We start from the raw sequence: 14,887 nt of genomic DNA, 5'->3' as shown, positions 1-14,887 counted from the left end.
CTTGGCGTCCGTGTCTGGAGAACGGCGCTGTCAGGCCTGTGCCACCGCCACGCTCAGCCCAGCGACTCCACCGTCCGGCGCAGCAGCTCCTCGTGCAGGCCGGCCACGGAGGCGGCGAGCGTGGTGGCAGTCTGCTCGGCGGCCTGGGCTGACCGTGGGCGCTGGTGCTGGACCACGTGGTCGATCAGGTCCGCCTCCCGCTCAGCCGCTGTGCGGATCGCCCGCAGGTTCCGCAGCGGCAGGCCGAGCCGGTGTATCCGCATCGCGAGCTCGGCGGCACGTACCGCCGTCGGCCTGAAGGTTCCCCGGGCGTCGGCCGTGATGACACCGATGGCGATGAGCTCGTCCACCTGCTCCTCGCTGGCACCGCTGCGGCGCATGAGCTCGGTCAGGTCGAGGGGGCCGTCCTCGTCCACCAGGCGGCCGTGGGAGGCGACGACGCGTGCGATGCGTCCGCCGGAGGCAGGCTGGCGGTCAAGCTGCTCCAGACGTTCCCGGATGACTGACAGGGGCAGGTACTCGTCCCTCTGCGCGGCCAGCGTGAACCGAAGCCTCTCGACGTCCGCCTTGGAGTACTGGCGGTAGCCGTTGCCTACCCGGTGCGGGTGGATGAGGCCCTCGCTCTCCAGGTAGCGGACCTTGGAGATCGACAGAGCCGGAAAGCTGGCGCGCAGCTGGTCAACGACCTCGCCGATCTTCATGGAGGGCTCGTGGGAGATCCCCTGGGGCCAGGTCAGGACGTCCGAGGATGTCTGGGCACCGGCAGCCTGTGACGAGGTGGCCGCCTTGCGGACAGCGGGGCTCACTGGGCAGCAGGCCGGCTAGGACCCGGGTGGTAGCTCATCCGGTACTTGCCGATCTGGACCTCGTCTCCTGCCCGAAGCTCTGCCTCCTCCACGCGCTGACGGTTGACGTAGGTACCGTTGAGAGAGCCGGAGTCACGCACGGCGAACCCGCCGCCGGCCAGGGCAGTGAACATCGCGTGCTTGCGCGAGACGGTGACGTCGTCGAGGAAGATGTCGGCGTGCGGGTGGCGCCCGACCGTGGTCTGCTCGGAGTCCAGCAGGAAGCGTGCACCGGTGGTGGGCCCGTGGCCGACCAGCAGCAGGGCGGTTCCGGGCGGGAGCGCTGCGATCGCGGCGCGATCCTGCTGGGAGATCCCGATCAGGGGCGCCTCACGCTCGTCCGTGGCGTCAACAGCCCCGAAGGTCTGGGTCGAGGTGGGATCCGGTTGTATCGGAGTGCTCGACATCGTGTCCCCCTCGGGTCGGGTGGTGCCCCTCGCACCACAGTGTGCTCACCATACCGTTGTCAGGCCCTGCTGTGACAACGGCTGAGCCTGGTCGTTCCTGTCCGGGACCAGCGCGAGGTGGTCCCGGACAGGAAGCGGGTCCTGCCGGCCCTCAACGGCGGCAGCGCAGGGCCCTGGCGAGGTCGTCCTGCCCCTTGAGGACCAGACGACGCAGCGCCGCAGGCGCCTGAGGGTGCTCCTCCAGCCACCGTGTCACCGAGTCGAGGTCCTCCTGGCTCCCGCATGACGGGAACAGGCCGTTGACGATCCGTGTGGCGGTCTCCTGACCGCGCGTGGCCCACACGGTCTCCAGCTCGGCCAGGTAACGGTCGGTGAAGGAAGCGGTCAGGTCCTGGTGAGCGTCGACGGCGAAGCCCTGGATGAGGGCGTCAAGGTGGTCGTTGCTCAGCGAGGTGTCCTGCAGGACCCTGGCGAAGACCGTCTCCTTGAGCCCTGGCTGCGGGAAGGAGGAGGTCGCCTGCAGATGACGTGTACGGCCTGAGGCGGAGGGGTCGGCCTGGAGGGTCTGGTCCAGCTCGGCCGCGCTGGCGCGTCCGTTGCGCGCCAGCGCGATGAGGATCCTCCACCGTAGGTCGTTGTCGACCGACAGTCCTCTCAGGCCACCGTCGAGCAGCTGGCGCAGACGCGTCACGGCCAGGTCAGCGTCCTCTGGCTTCAGGGCGCGAGCCTGTCCGGCGGCCTCGATCCAGGCCCTGGCCCGGACGAGCTGGGCGTCGCCTCCCGCCTCGGTGTCCTCAAGCAGCTCCCAGGCGCTCAGACCCTCCTGGGAACCGGCGGTGGAGCCGACCAGGGGCGTCAGCGCCTCGGCTCGCTCCTGGGGACGGACGTAGACCAGGGCGTAGTGGCGGGCCCGGCTGAGCAGGCTGGTGAGGGTGGCTGGCTGGGTACCGTCATCCGCCTGGGCCAGGACCGTCGAGACGAGCTCGACCGGGTCGAGCAGACCGTCACGGACCAGGTTGTCCAGGCTCGACCACCACAGTGACCGCGTCAGAGGGTCCTCCAGCCGGGCCAGGCAGGTACGGGCCGTAGCCAGCGAGGCTGCGTCGGGACGGATGACGGCGTAGGTCAGGTCCTCGTCGTTGACCGTCACCAGGTCCGGCACCGGCAGGCCCACGGCCTGTGGCAGGTCGGCGCTGGCGGTGGTCAGGGTCAGCGGCAGACGGTGCGTGCGGGTCAGGCGACCGGTCCCGTCGAAGGAGTACAGGCCGACCACGAGGGTGTGCGGCCGGGTGACCGGCTCCCCGGTGGCCAGGTCCGTGCCCTCCTGACGTACCGTCAGACGTGTGACGTGCTCCCCGTCTGACTCCAGCTCGTCGGTCAGGACCGAGGGGCCGGCGGTACGCAGCCAGGCCTGCGCCCAGGCGTCCATGTCGCGTCCAGAGGCCTGACCGAGCGTGTCGAGGAACTGGGCGAGGTCGCCGTTGGCGAAGGCGTGATCGGTGAACCACCTGCGAGCCGCCTGGAGGAAGACGTCCTGGCCGAGGTAGGCCACCAGCTGCTTGAGGACCGCTGCCCCCTTGGCGTAGGTGATGCCGTCGAAGGTCTGACGCGCGGCCTCGACGTCGTTGACGGTGGCCACGATCGGGTGGGTCGTCGCGGGCCGGGAGTCCTCGGCGTAGGCCCAGGCCTTGCGCCCCAGGGCGAAGGTCGCCCAGGCCTCGGTCCACCGTGTCGCGGTGGCCTGCGCCCAGGTCCCCTGGTTCTCGGCGAAGGACTCCTTGAGCCAGGTGTCCTCCCACCAGGTAGGCGTCACGAGGTCACCGAACCACATGTGGCACATCTCGTGCAGGATCGTGTTGGCACGACCGGCGTGCTGGGCGCGGGTGACAGGACCGAGGAAGAGGTAGGCGTCCTCGTTGAAGGTCACGCACCCGGGGTTCTCCATGGCCCCGAGGTTGTACTCGGGTACGAGCACGCTGTCGTAGGCCCCCCAGGGGTAGGGATAGCCGTAGGCCTCGTCGTACAGGGTCATGCCCTGGGCGGTGACCTCCAGCAGCTCGTCGGCGTCGAGGTGGGCGGCCAGGCTCGCCCGGCAGGACCAGGACAGCTCGACCGGCTCGCTGTCCGGCCTCAGCGGCGAGCACCACTGGCTGCTCACCCGGTGCCAGGGCCCGGCCGCCAGTGCCGTGAGGTAGCCGGGCAGCGGCAGGGTGGTAGCGAAGCGGGTCACGACCGCCTCAGGGAGCTCGCGGGAGGGACGAGACTCCTCAACCACGCCGTTACCCAGGACGGTCCACCCGGAAGGGTGGACGACGGTGAGACTGAAGGGCGACTTGAGGTCGGGCTGGTCCATTGAGGCCCAGGCTCGGCGTGAGTCGGAGGGCTCGAAGTGGGTGTAGAGGTAGGTCGCACCGTCGACAGGGTCGTGGAAGCGGTGCAGGCCCTGACCGGAGTTGGAGTAGCGCCCCCGGGCCTCGACGACGACGGTGTGCTCACCGGCGTCCAGCTCTGGCAGCGCCACACGCGCCCCGTCCCAGGACACCTGGACCGGGTGGTCGTCGACGCTGAGCGAGACGACCTCCTCCCCCAGAAAGTCGACCCACGCGCCGGCGCACGGGGTGAGCACCTGGAGGGTCAGCTCGCTGTGCACGGCGAAGCCGGTCGCCTGCCGGTCAGGGGCGCTGGTGACGTCGATGACGACGGCGAGCTCCTGGACGCTGAGGACCTGTGAGCGCCACAAGGCCTCAGCACGAGAGAGGTTGGTCAGCGAGGAGAGACGGTCAGGGGCCTGGCTGACACTGGTAGAGGGCTGGGACGTCATGGTCAGCTCCACCTCTCCTCGGCACGCCCTTCCTGGGCCCACAGGACGTGGTACACGCCGCTGGGGTCGTCAACACGGTGGTAGGTGTGCGAGCCGAAGAAGTCTCGCTGGCCCTGGATCAGGGCGGCAGGCAGGCGCGGGGCGCGCAGCTGGTCGACGTAGGCCAGCGAGGAGGCGAAGGCTGGAGCCGGCACGCCGGACAGCGCGGAGACTGAGACGACCTCACGCCACGCCGGCAGGGCGTCCTCCAGGGCCGAGGCGAAGACCGGGGCGGTCAGCAGGCTGGCGAGCTCAGGCTCCTCGGCGTAGGCACGGGTGATGTCATCGAGGAAGCGGGCCCGGATGATGCAGCCACCACGCCAGATCCGCGCCATCGCGCCCAGGTCCACGTCCCAGCCGTTGGCCTGAGAGGCAGTGGCGATCTCGTCGAAGCCCTGGGCGTAGGCGGCGATCTTGGAGCCGTACAGCGCCTGACGCACGGCGTCGACGAAGGCCTGGCGGTCCTCCTCGGACTCGAAGGTCACCTCGCGCTCACCGGCCTCGATCTCGGCCTCGCGCACTGCCGCACGCTGCGGGGCGGAGGAGGACACGGCGCGGGCGAAGGTGGCCTCAGCGATCGCCGGAACGGCCACACCTAGCTCCAGGGCGGTCTGCGTGGTCCACACACCGGTGCCCTTCTGGCCGGCGGCGTCCACGACGACGTCGACGAAGGGCTGTCCGGTAGCCGGGTCAACACGCTCAAGGACCTCAGTGGTGATGTCGATGAGGTAGGAGTCGAGCTCGGAGTCCTTCCAGGAGCGGAAGACCGCCGCCGTCTGGTCCACGCTCAGGCCCGCGACGTGGCGCAGGAGGTTGTAGGCCTCGGCGATGAGCTGCATGTCGGCGTACTCGATGCCGTTGTGCACCATCTTGACGAAGTGGCCGGCTCCGTCCGGTCCGACGTGCGTGCAGCAGGGCACGCCGTCCACGTGCGCGCAGACCGACTCCAGCATCGGCCCCAGGCGCTTGTAGGAGTCCTCGGTGCCGCCGGGCATGATCGAGGGGCCGAGCAGCGCGCCCTCCTCACCGCCGGACACTCCCGTGCCCACGAAGTGGATGCCCTGCTCGCGCAGCGAGGCCTCGCGGCGCTGGGTGTCCTTGTAGAAGGTGTTACCGGCGTCGACGATGATGTCCCCGGGCTCAAGCAGCTCGCGCAGCTGGTCGATGACGGCCTCGGTCGCGCCACCGGCCTGGACCATGATGATCGCCACACGAGGGCGGCGCAGGGAGGCCACGAAGTCGGAGAGCTCGGTGGCGGGGACGAAGGTGCCCTCGCTGGCGTAGCGGCTTATGAGACGCTCGGTACGAGCCTGTGTGCGGTTGAACACGGCGACGGCGTGGCCGTGGCGGGCGAGGTTGCGCGCCAGGTTGGCACCCATGACGCCCAGGCCGTAGACACCGATGTCGGCGCTGGAGGGCTCCGGGACGAAGGCGGCGGGGACGGTGGCGCTGGTGGCGGTCATGGTGTGCCTTTCCACGGAGGCTGCTCGGTCTGTCGCCGGCACAGGCGCCGGCACAGGCGCGAGCCTATCGCTGGTGCACGACACGTACCGTGTCGTCCCGCCGTCCGGGTGGGACGACACGAACAGGTACTGGCAGGACCTGGACCGTTGAGGCTGGCGACGCAGGCTCACGTCGGTGGTGGTGCCTAGACTGATGACGGCGCCCGGTCCGGGGCGTGGCCTCGACGTCAGGAAGGTGCACGTGGACACTGCTCAGACTGCTCACGCTGCCTCAGCCCAGGACCCGGCGGCGCGCAGCAACCCCCTCGTGGACCCTCGGGACCTGCGCCTGCCTCGGATCGCGGACCCGTGCGTGCTGGTCATGTTCGGCATCACCGGTGACCTGGCTCGACACAAGCTGCTGCCGGCTGTCTACGACCTGGCCAACCGCGGCCTGCTCTCCCCCTCGTTCAGCCTGGTCGGGGTCGGGCGGCGCGACTGGTGCGACGACGACATGCGCGCCTACGTGCGCGAGGCGGTCGAGAGCCACGCGCGCACGCCCTGGCACGAGAGCATCTGGGACCAGCTCGCCGAGGGCATGCGCTTCGTCACCTTCTCCTCCTTCGAGGACGACGACGCCTACGAGCGTCTGGCCGGCGTGGTGGCGGAGCTGGACGCCAGCCGCGGGACCAGCGGCAACCGGGCCTTCTACCTGTCCATCCCGCCGGGCTGGTTCCCGGCCGTCACCCAGCGCGTCGCCGCCTCCGGCCTGGTCGACGACGCCCCCGGCAGCTGGCGTCGTGTGGTCATCGAGAAGCCCTTCGGTCACGACCGCGGCTCCGCGCGGGAGCTGGACTCGCTCGTCGGCCGGATCGTGCGCCCCGACGACGTCTTCCGGGTCGACCACTACCTGGGCAAGGAGACCGTCCAGAACATCCTGGCGCTGCGCTTCGCTAACACGGTGTTCGAGCCCCTGTGGAACCAGGGCTACGTCGACCACGTCCAGATCACCATGGCCGAGGACATCGGGATCGGCTCGCGCGCGGGCTACTACGACACGATCGGTGCCGCCCGCGACGTGGTCCAGAACCACCTGCTCCAGCTCCTGGCGCTGACCGCCATGGAGGAGCCGACCTCCATGGACGCCGCGGCGGTGCGTTCGGAGAAGGAGAAGGTCCTGGACTGCGTGCGCCTGACCCGCGAGGGCGTGCTCGACCTGGATGCCACGACCGCGCGAGGCAGGTACGTCGGCGGGTTCCAGGGCGGTGCGGCGGTCCCGGGCTACACCGAGGAGGAAGGTGTGCCGCCCGACTCCGCCACAGAGACCTTCGCCGCCGTCCGCCTGGAGATCGCCAACCGCCGGTGGGCCGGCGTGCCCTTCTACCTGCGTGCGGGCAAGCGCCTGGCGCGGCGGGTGACCGAGGTCGCCGTCGTCTTCAAGCAGCCGCCGTTCCTTCCCTTTGACGCGTCCGCCACGGCAGGGGCGGGCGCCAACACCATCGTGCTGCGCATCCAGCCGGACGAGGGCATCACCATGCGTCTGGCCTCCAAGGTCCCGGGCACGCACATGGAGCTGCGTGACGTCCTGATGGACTTTGGCTACGGCGCCTCCTTCAACGAGGAGTCCCCGGAGGCCTACGAGCGTCTCATCCTGGACGCGCTGCTGGGCGACGCCCCGCTCTTCCCCCACCAGCGTGAGGTGGACCTGTCCTGGAGGATCCTGGACCCGGTGATCGAGCACTGGGCGGCCCACGGGGTCCCGGACCCCTACAGGCCCGGGTCCTGGGGGCCGGACAGCGCACACCAGCTGCTTGCCCGCGACGGCCGTACCTGGAGGCGTTCATGATCACCACGCTCACTGCGACGACGACCGACCGTATCGTCTCCGAGCTGCTCGCCGTCGAGGGAGGTGCCGGCAGCTCGCGGGTGCTGACCCTGGTGATCTCGACCGACGCCGTCGGCCTGGAGGACGCCCTGGAGGCGGCCCACGGAGCGTCACGAGACCACCCCTGCCGGATCGTCGCCGTCGTCGCGCCTCCCGGGGACGAGGACGGCTCCGGTCCTCGCTCCCGTGACGGTCACGTCGCCGCTGACCTCCCCGGTCACCTCGACGCCGAGATCCGTGTGGGCCACGACGCCGGGGCGGGCGAGACGCTGGTGCTGCGTCCGTGGGGCGAGGCGGCCGAGCACACGGACACGCTCGTGGTTCCCTTCCTGCTCCCGGACGTCCCGGTCGTCACCTGGTGGCCGACGACGGTGCCCGCCTGCCCGGCGAGCGACCCGCTCGGTCAGCTGGCGGGCACCAGGATCACCAACACCCCCGCCCAGCCGGACCCGGTGGCTGCTCTCGCCGCGCTGGCACCGGGGTACACCCGTGGGGACATCGACCTGGCATGGACCCGGATGACGCTGTGGCGCGCGATCGTGGCCGCCACGCTGGGACCGGTCCTGCGCGACCACGAGGTCCGCCGGATCGAGGTCGCTGGTGAGCCCTCCAACGCCTCGATGGCGCTGATGATCCGATGGCTGCGGCTGCAGCTCAACGTCAGCGTCGACCGCGTCGACGTGCCCGGGTTCTCGGGGATCAGTCGCGTCGGCGTCGAGACGGACGGAGGCACCTACCTCATCGAGCGTGCGGACCAGAAGCGGGTCCGGATCACCCGACCCGACGGATCCGCGCCGCAGATCGTGACCATGCCCCGACGCGAGCCTGTGACCACGATGAACGAGGAGCTGCGCCGGCTGGCTCCAGACCTCGTCTTCGAGGAGGTCCTCGCCGCCTTCGCCGCTGACCACGGCTGCCAGTGCCTGGGTCAGGAGGCGGCGGGGCAGCAGGAGGGCGAGGACTGAGGCAGCCAGGTACGGCCCCTTGCCTCTCCCCCGTTCCGGGAGCCTTTCCGTCATGGTGGCCTGGGTAGGCCAAACGCCCACCAGGTCACCATGACGTCGATATCGTGGGGTCGTGAGAACGCTGCCACTGGGTACCTCAGACCTGACCGCCTCCAACATCGTCCTGGGATGCATGCGCATCAAGGACAAGTCCGACGCCGAGATCCGCGAGCTCGTCTCCACCGCGCTCGACAACGGCATCACCATGTTCGACCACGCCGACATCTACGGCCGTGACCACGCCTGCGAGGAGCGCTTCTCCCAGGCCCTGGGCTGGACCCCGACCGAGCGGGAGCAGGTCGTGCTGCAGACCAAGTGCGGTATCCGCTGGGGATGGTTCGACTTCTCCGCCGAGCACATCACGACCAGCGTCGAGCAGTCGCTCAGGGCGCTGGGCACCGACTACCTCGACATCCTCCTCCTGCACCGTCCTGACGCCCTGATGGAGCCTGAGGAGGTTGCCAAGGCCTTTGACGAGCTGCACGCCGCGGGCAAGGTGCGCCACTTCGGCGTGTCCAACCACACCCGTGGGCAGATGGAGCTGCTGCGCGCCACGGTCCGCCAGCCGCTGCTGGTCAACCAGCTGCAGCTGTCGGTCACCCACGCCCCGATGATCGCCGAGGGCGTGGCGCTCAACATGCGCGACGACCAGGCGATCTCGCGTACCGACGGGATCCTGGACTACTGCCGCCTGACGAGCACGACGATCCAGGCCTGGTCCCCCTTCCAGTCCGGTGACGGCACCGGTCCCTTCGTGGGCAACAGCAGCTACTACTGGCCGCTCAACCAGACCCTCGACCGGCTCGCCGCGGAGTACGGCGTCACGCCGGACGCCATCGCCACCGCCTGGATCACGCGGCACCCCGCGGCGATGCAGGTGGTGCTGGGGACCACGAGCCCGCAGCGCGTACGCGACGCGGTAGCCGGTAGCGAGCTGGAGCTCACACGTGAGCAGTGGTACGAGGTGTTCCGGGCCGCTGGCTACGTCGTTCCCTGACGCGTGCGGCAGGTGCTGCTCCCCCTCCCTGGGGGTGGGGATAAGTGTCGGTGGGTCGCTCTAGCCTGTGCACGTGCAGTACCCGGTGACCCTCTCCCAACAGGTCGTCAGGACCAGGCTGGCCGCTGTGGTGGCCCTGGTCCTGACGACCTGTCTTGCTGTGACGCTATGGGCAGGCACGGCGCAGGCCGAGGAGCCGACCGACGCCGGGACGGGCTCAGTGCCGTGGGACGAGCGGGGCAGGCTCGTGCTGTCCGCTCAGGACGCGGCTACCGCCCTCACCCTGCTTCCACCAGACGAGCCGGCGACGGTCTCCTGGGGACAGGGCGGGTCTCGCACAGGCTGGTTCGGGCGGGCGTGGGAGGACGTGGACGGGGACGGGTGCGACACACGCAACGAGATCCTGGCGCGAGATCTCACGTCTCCCGACTTCTCACGCGACCCTGGGCGGCAGGACCTGACCGAGGCACGGGGGAAGGGCGCGAGCGTGTGCCCGGACGCGACGGTGTGGTCCGGGGTCCTCGACGACCCGTACACGGGACGGCGGATCAGCTTCCAGCGCGGCCAGGACACCTCGTCCGCGGTCCAGATCGACCACGTGGTCCCTCTGAGCTACCTCTACGCCCACGGCGCATGGACGTGGGACTCACGCACCCGGCTGCTCGTGGCCAACGACCCGCTCAACCTGCTGGCGGTGGACGGCGAGGCCAACGGCGCCAAGGGCGCCTGCGGCCCGGCGACCTGCCCCGTGGGCTCCAGCGAGACGGGTACCTGGGACACCGCCGCCGGCTCGGGATGGTGGCCGCCTGAGGCAGGGGCCCGGTGCACCTACGCCCAGCGTTTCGTCAGTGTCCTGGCGGCCTACCGTCTGGGCGTGCCAGAGGCTGACCACCAGGCACTCGCTGACGTCCTGGCCAGCTGTGCGGCCGGTGGAGACGGACAGGTCTCATGGGCGCACAGGCCCTCCTCCCTCGTCCCTCATGCTCTTGCCACGGCTACCGACGGCTCGGGCGCCACGTGGCTGCTCGTGATCGGCCTGGGCCTGGTAGGTGCCAGCCTGCTCGTACGCCAGCACCGTCGTCGTTAGGATGCCGGCATGGTGAGCAAGGAGACGGTCCGTGCCCAGGCTCTCGCTGTCGCGGCCGAGTCAGGCGGACCTACCTCAGCCCGGGTGGACGTGTGGTTGTGGGCGGTGCGCCAGTGCAGGACCCGCTCCGCGGCGACGGCTGCCTGCAAGGCAGGGCACGTGCGCGTCAACGGCGAGCCTGTCAAGCCGGCCCAGCACGTCGTCGTCGGTGACGAGGTACGTTACCGGGTTGACGGTTTCGATCGCTTCCTCATGGTCACCAGGATCCTGCTCAAGCGCGTCGGAGCACCCGTGGCACGCACCGCGTACGTGGACTTCTCTCCCCCACGGCCTTCTCCCCTGGACGCACCCGCAGCCGTCATCCGTGACCGGGGAGCCGGGCGGCCCACGAAGAAGGAGCGGCGGGCGCTGGACGCGTTGCGAGCCGGAGTGCCCCAGGTGGATATCGAGCACATCCTGGACCGGGACTGACGCGAGCTCACAGCAGCCCTGGGCTCAGGCCTGACCCCTTGTCCGCAGGGCAGGGCCTAGGCGGCCTGGACGGGGCCGAGCAGCTCCTCCAGCACACGCAGGACCCCCGCCTCAGTGTGGGCAGGCGCCCGGAACCGTGCCGCGGCCAGAATGTCCGGGTGGGCGTTCGCCATCGCGAAGGTCATCCCCGCCTGGTCGAAAAGCGTCAGGTCGTTGAGGTAGTCCCCGAAGACAGCGGTCTGCGCGGACGTGACACCCAGACGCTGCTGGAGGACAGCCAGAGCCCGTCCCTTAGAGGCACTCGCCGGCATGAGGTCGGTCCAGTGCAGGCCCGAGACCACCGCCTGGAGCCTCGGGGCGGCGGCGGCCAGGTGCGGGGCGGACAGACGCTCGGCGTCGACGAAGTCGTGGACCGCGACCTTGAGGACGTCGTCCAGAGGCAGCTCCATCAGGTCAGGCACGACCTCGCGCGAGGCGTAGTAGGTGTCGACCTGAGCGAGGAAGCGCTCATCGGCACGTTCGACGTAGGCCACGTGCGGCGTCGCCACCACGGCTCCCACGTCCAGGCCCGCGCCAGGGCCAGCGAGCCGACGCACGGTCTCGACGACTGTGACGGCCTCCTGGCGGCTGATCGTGTCGCGAAAGAGCTCGCGGTCGCCGTCGAGGACGATCGTGCCGTTCTCAGCGATGATTGCCGAGCCGGCTACCAGCGGCCCCAGGGTCTGGCGAAGGTTGGCCAGCTGCCGGCCGGAGGCCGGGCAGAAGACGATCCCGCGGCTGCGCAGGCGAGTGACCACCTGAGCCAGGCCCCGAGGCACCCTGCCCTCACCGTCGAGCAGGGTCCCGTCCATGTCCGTGACCACCAGTCGCAGGTCCTCGCCGTCGGGCCGGGACAGACCCGGCCTCAGCGGAGTGATGACAGAGGACGAGGCGGGGACGGCGGTGCGCATGGTGGGATCCTCTCAGATCCCTGGTGCCCTCATGACCAGGTGCTGGCTCACAGCTCCTCGTAGGTCGCCGGGTCCTGTCCCGCTAGGCGGTGGCCGCCGTCGCCCAGTGCCGTGATCCGGGCGATCTCCTCAGCAGTCAGCCGGACATCGGTGGAGGCGAGGTTCTCCTCCTGGCGAGCCCGAGCGGAGGACTTTGGGATGGCGGTCACGCCACGAGCCACGTGCCAGGCCAGGATGGCCTGAGCAGGGCTGGCCGAGTGCGTGGCGGCGACCTCGGCGACCACCGGGTCGCTGAGGACGTCCGACTTGCGCCCGAGAGGGCTCCAGGCCTCGGTGGTGATGCCACGTGCGGTGTTGTAGGCGATCTGCTCGGTGTTGGGGAACAACGGGTGTGACTCGATCTGGTTGACCTCGGGCAGGACGCCGGTCTCCCGCTCCAGGCGCTCGATGTGCTCAGGCAGGAAGTTCGAGACGCCGATATGGCGCACGAGGCCACGCTCGCGTGCCTCGATGAGCGCCCTCCAGGTCTCGACGTACTTGTCCTGCTGAGGGTTGGGCCAGTGCAGGAGGTAGAGGTCGATCACGCCGATCGGGCGCATTCGTGCCACAGACTCCTCCACCGCGGCCAGACCCCGCTCAAAGCCGTAGTGCCGGCCAGGGACCTTGGAGGTCACCGTGATCTCCTCACGGGCCGCCAGGCCGCGCTCGACCGCGTCCGCCACGCCGTCGGCCACGCAGCCCTCGTTCTCGTAGGAGAAGGCTGAGTCCACGAGGCGGTAGCCGACCTCGATGGCGGAGGTGACGGCCTGCGCCCCGGTGTGGCCACGCAGGTTGTAGGTACCGAGTCCGACGGCCGGCAGGGTCAGGGCGTGCTGGGAGGTGTCGCTCATGCCTGCAGGCTACGTGTCATGGCCTCCACTCGCTGAGGCTCGCCGCACACCAGGAGGTACTCGGTGTTACGCGTGTGGCTGATCCGGCTCACCTTCCGCCCCTGGGGGTTGAAGACCCCGATACGGGCGCCGTTGTAGCGCTGAGAGCTGAAGGAGAGCACCTCGACGGCGCCGCCGCGGGCCTGGCACATGTCGCGCAGCTCCTCCAGAGGCACGAATCCCTCGTCGGAGAAGGACAGGATGAGGACCTTGGCACGTACGGTGGCAATCAGCTCAGCCAGCGCCTGAGGCATCTGACGTCGCTTGTTGAAGACCGACTTCGTGGCCTCGTCACGGCAGTCCAGCCTCTTGCAGGCCACGCCGTAGTACTCCGGGGCGTCCCAGCGCACCAGGGTCTCCCACACGTGGTAGTTCGTGTAGTAGCGGTGCTGGTTGTAAGGCGGGTCGAGATAGGCCACGTCCACCGGGCCGAGCTGGCTGGCGACCTGGCTGACGTCAGCCCTCAGCGCGCGTCCGGTCCCTGGCACGAGCGGGGGCGCCTTGAGCGTCAGGGGCCTGGCCGAGCGTGGGGCCCACTCCTTGAGGTACGCCATCTGGACTCCCACGGTGGAGTCGACGGCGTCAGCCGCCTCGATGAGGCTGGTCAGCAGCACCGGGTAGAGCCAGGTGCCGGCGTAGTCGGTCTCGATCGCCTCACGAACGGCGTCGATCCGCATGGCGTTGGCGCGCTGGAAGTATCGCGCAGCCTCACAGAAGGTGCGCGTGACGTAGCCAGAAGTACCTGGCAGGGCGCCCAGGCGACCCAGGGCGTGCTCCAGCTCGGCGTGATCGGCGGGAGTCAGCGCCCGGGCGTCGAGCTCGACGTAGGTGCGGGCAAAGACCTCGGAGTAGGAGGCGATGTCGACGGCGGTCGTCATCATCCCCTGCCGGCACATCTCCTGCGCCACGCGGGTCGTGCCGGTGAACAGGTCCAGCCCCGTCGTGGCTCCCGAGGCCGCGAACAGCTGCCCGAGGACGGGGACGAGCAGGCGCTTGGAGCCGAGGTACTTGATCATGACCGCCCTCCCCGCCAGCGCCGTGCCTGCCGAGATCCGCGCTCAGCCGCCGTTCGTACCTGTCGCATGGTACTTGGCACCGGCCAGGCTGCGAGAACGTGGGCCGCGGTCTTTGGGACGGGCCATGTCTGCGATCGACCTGGCTGTCTCCTGCGGTCCCGCGCTCATGCCCGCAGCTGTTGGCGTAGGCCTGGCGCACCTAGGCTCCAGCACTACGTTGGCACTGACCTGCGTCTTCTTCCCGGCGGCAGCAGCCGTCCTGGCAACTGCGCGTCTCCGACGTCGCCCAGGCAGTGGGCGAGCCCGCGAACTCAGTGTCCTACCACATACGAGCGCTGGAAAAAGCCGGTATCGCGCAGCGTCATGTGCCGGACAAGGGTGGTGATGGTCGCGAGACCTGGTGGGTGATCCCGGAGTGGAACGGTCTGTCCTTCGATCCTGCCGAGATCCGACAGATCCCTGGCGGCCAGTCCGTCGTGGCTGAGTTTGAACGGGCTGAGGCCACACAGGTCCTAGAGCTCTTCTCGATGGCGCGCATGGAGGCTGCCCAGGCGCGGGGACTGCCTGGCCTGCGGGCGGACGGCCCGCTGCGGCTGACTCGTGAGGAGGCCAAGGCCTTCCAGGAAGGTGTTACTGAGGTCATCGGTCGTGCGATCGAGGCGTCCCGACGCCACTCGCGTGCAGGTGACGGTGACGCCGAGCCTTCCTACGCCTACGACTACCGCACCGCCTTGCTAGCGAGTACTCCTCAGCACCAGGAGCCCGGCACGGCGTCATCCGCACAATGACGCATCCGCGACGAGGCTGATCTGGTCCCTGCACCTTCTGGGCTCTGAAGCGTGAGCTCGGACCTGTGCCGCGCACCGGTGCCTTGGGCCCGGTCACCTCGCTGTGTATACGCGATCCAGAGGGCAACCTCATCGAGCTGTCCCAGCCGCAGGCTGCCGCCCGAGCTGAGCTACGGGGGCCCACCATGTAGCCGCTGCCATCGCTC

At 69.7% G+C, this 14,887-nt stretch carries 13 protein-coding genes; 6 read left to right on the top strand and 7 right to left on the bottom strand.

Annotated features, from left to right (window positions below; all coding sequences use genetic code 11):
- Nucleotides 1–53: 53 nt before the first annotated feature.
- The 4 genes from ftsR to gndA all read right to left on the bottom strand — a co-directional run bounded on the left by ftsR (nt 54) and on the right by gndA (nt 5,575).
- Nucleotides 54–806, bottom strand: coding sequence for a transcriptional regulator FtsR (gene ftsR, locus HRL51_RS05880; protein WP_328705104.1), 753 nt, complete (start codon nt 804–806; stop codon nt 54–56).
- Entirely contained in the window at nt 803–1,252 is a 450-nt protein-coding gene (locus HRL51_RS05875; protein ID WP_172120035.1) for an FHA domain-containing protein, read from the bottom strand. Before HRL51_RS05875 ends, ftsR begins: the two co-directional genes overlap by 4 nt.
- Nucleotides 1,253–1,403: 151 nt before the next feature.
- On the bottom strand, nt 1,404–4,073 hold the full coding sequence (pepN, locus tag HRL51_RS05870; protein WP_172120034.1) for an aminopeptidase N: 2,670 nt from the start codon (nt 4,071–4,073) through the stop codon (nt 1,404–1,406).
- 2 nt (nt 4,074–4,075) lie between these two features.
- Nucleotides 4,076–5,575 carry an NADP-dependent phosphogluconate dehydrogenase gene (gene gndA, locus HRL51_RS05865; RefSeq protein WP_172120033.1) on the bottom strand — a complete coding sequence of 500 codons (1,500 nt, stop codon included), beginning with the start codon at nt 5,573–5,575 and terminating at the stop codon, nt 4,076–4,078.
- A 241-nt stretch (nt 5,576–5,816) separates the two neighbouring features.
- Here gndA and zwf point away from each other — a divergent pair, with 241 nt between their 5' ends.
- The 5 genes from zwf (at nt 5,817) to HRL51_RS05840 (ending at nt 10,998) form a co-directional block, all read left to right on the top strand.
- A complete protein-coding gene (gene zwf / locus HRL51_RS05860; RefSeq protein WP_172120032.1) occupies nt 5,817–7,400 on the top strand; it encodes a glucose-6-phosphate dehydrogenase in 1,584 nt (527 codons plus the stop codon).
- Nucleotides 7,397–8,404, top strand: a complete 1,008-nt coding sequence (locus HRL51_RS05855) for a glucose-6-phosphate dehydrogenase assembly protein OpcA (protein WP_172120031.1) — start codon at nt 7,397–7,399, stop codon at nt 8,402–8,404. Before zwf ends, HRL51_RS05855 begins: the two co-directional genes overlap by 4 nt.
- A gap of 112 nt (nt 8,405–8,516) precedes the next feature.
- Nucleotides 8,517–9,440 (top strand): aldo/keto reductase, encoded by a 924-nt coding sequence (locus HRL51_RS05850; RefSeq protein ID WP_172120030.1) that lies wholly within the window; start codon nt 8,517–8,519, stop codon nt 9,438–9,440.
- Nucleotides 9,441–9,513: 73 nt separating this feature from the next.
- The gene (locus tag HRL51_RS05845; protein WP_244960112.1) at nt 9,514–10,527 is read left to right on the top strand and encodes an HNH endonuclease family protein; all 1,014 of its coding nucleotides are present in this window, start codon (nt 9,514–9,516) and stop codon (nt 10,525–10,527) included.
- A 9-nt stretch (nt 10,528–10,536) separates the two neighbouring features.
- Nucleotides 10,537–10,998 carry an RNA-binding S4 domain-containing protein gene (locus HRL51_RS05840; protein ID WP_172120029.1) on the top strand — a complete coding sequence of 154 codons (462 nt, stop codon included), beginning with the start codon at nt 10,537–10,539 and terminating at the stop codon, nt 10,996–10,998.
- Nucleotides 10,999–11,054: 56 nt separating this feature from the next.
- On the opposite strand, the gene HRL51_RS05835 is transcribed toward HRL51_RS05840, so the two are convergent.
- Genes HRL51_RS05835 through HRL51_RS05825 form a run of 3 tightly spaced genes read right to left on the bottom strand, consistent with a single transcriptional unit; the run spans nt 11,055 to nt 13,893 of the window.
- A complete protein-coding gene (locus HRL51_RS05835; protein ID WP_280528692.1) occupies nt 11,055–11,948 on the bottom strand; it encodes an HAD-IIB family hydrolase in 894 nt (297 codons plus the stop codon).
- Nucleotides 11,949–11,995: 47 nt separating this feature from the next.
- A complete protein-coding gene (locus HRL51_RS05830) occupies nt 11,996–12,838 on the bottom strand; it encodes an aldo/keto reductase (protein WP_172120028.1) in 843 nt (280 codons plus the stop codon).
- Nucleotides 12,835–13,893, bottom strand: a complete 1,059-nt coding sequence (locus HRL51_RS05825; RefSeq protein WP_172120027.1) for a DNA adenine methylase — start codon at nt 13,891–13,893, stop codon at nt 12,835–12,837. The genes HRL51_RS05830 and HRL51_RS05825 overlap by 4 nt, the downstream gene beginning before the upstream one ends.
- A 314-nt stretch (nt 13,894–14,207) precedes the next feature.
- Here HRL51_RS05825 and HRL51_RS05820 point away from each other — a divergent pair, with 314 nt between their 5' ends.
- Nucleotides 14,208–14,681, top strand: coding sequence for a hypothetical protein (locus HRL51_RS05820; RefSeq protein ID WP_172120026.1), 474 nt, complete (start codon nt 14,208–14,210; stop codon nt 14,679–14,681).
- Nucleotides 14,682–14,887 lie beyond the last annotated feature (206 nt).

Source organism: Actinomyces faecalis, assembly GCF_013184985.2.
GTDB classification, from domain to species: Bacteria; Actinomycetota; Actinomycetes; order Actinomycetales; family Actinomycetaceae; genus Actinomyces; species Actinomyces faecalis.
Note: the sequence above shows the minus strand (reverse complement) of the source record. Positions and strands in the feature narration are given on the sequence as shown.

Bases quoted from the DNA above. Each gene is read 5' to 3' on its own strand.
- HRL51_RS05875 (WP_172120035.1), bottom strand. From the start codon at position 1,252: ATGTCGAGCACTCCGATACAACCGGATCCCACCTCGACCCAGACCTTC.
- pepN (WP_172120034.1), bottom strand. From the start codon at position 4,073: ATGACGTCCCAGCCCTCTACCAGTGTCAGCCAGGCCCCTGACCGTCTC.
- gndA (WP_172120033.1), bottom strand. From the start codon at position 5,575: ATGACCGCCACCAGCGCCACCGTCCCCGCCGCCTTCGTCCCGGAGCCC.
- HRL51_RS05855 (WP_172120031.1), top strand. From the start codon at position 7,397: ATGATCACCACGCTCACTGCGACGACGACCGACCGTATCGTCTCCGAG.
- HRL51_RS05840 (WP_172120029.1), top strand. From the start codon at position 10,537: ATGGTGAGCAAGGAGACGGTCCGTGCCCAGGCTCTCGCTGTCGCGGCC.
- HRL51_RS05835 (WP_280528692.1), bottom strand. From the start codon at position 11,948: ATGCGCACCGCCGTCCCCGCCTCGTCCTCTGTCATCACTCCGCTGAGG.
- HRL51_RS05830 (WP_172120028.1), bottom strand. From the start codon at position 12,838: ATGAGCGACACCTCCCAGCACGCCCTGACCCTGCCGGCCGTCGGACTC.
- HRL51_RS05825 (WP_172120027.1), bottom strand. From the start codon at position 13,893: ATGATCAAGTACCTCGGCTCCAAGCGCCTGCTCGTCCCCGTCCTCGGG.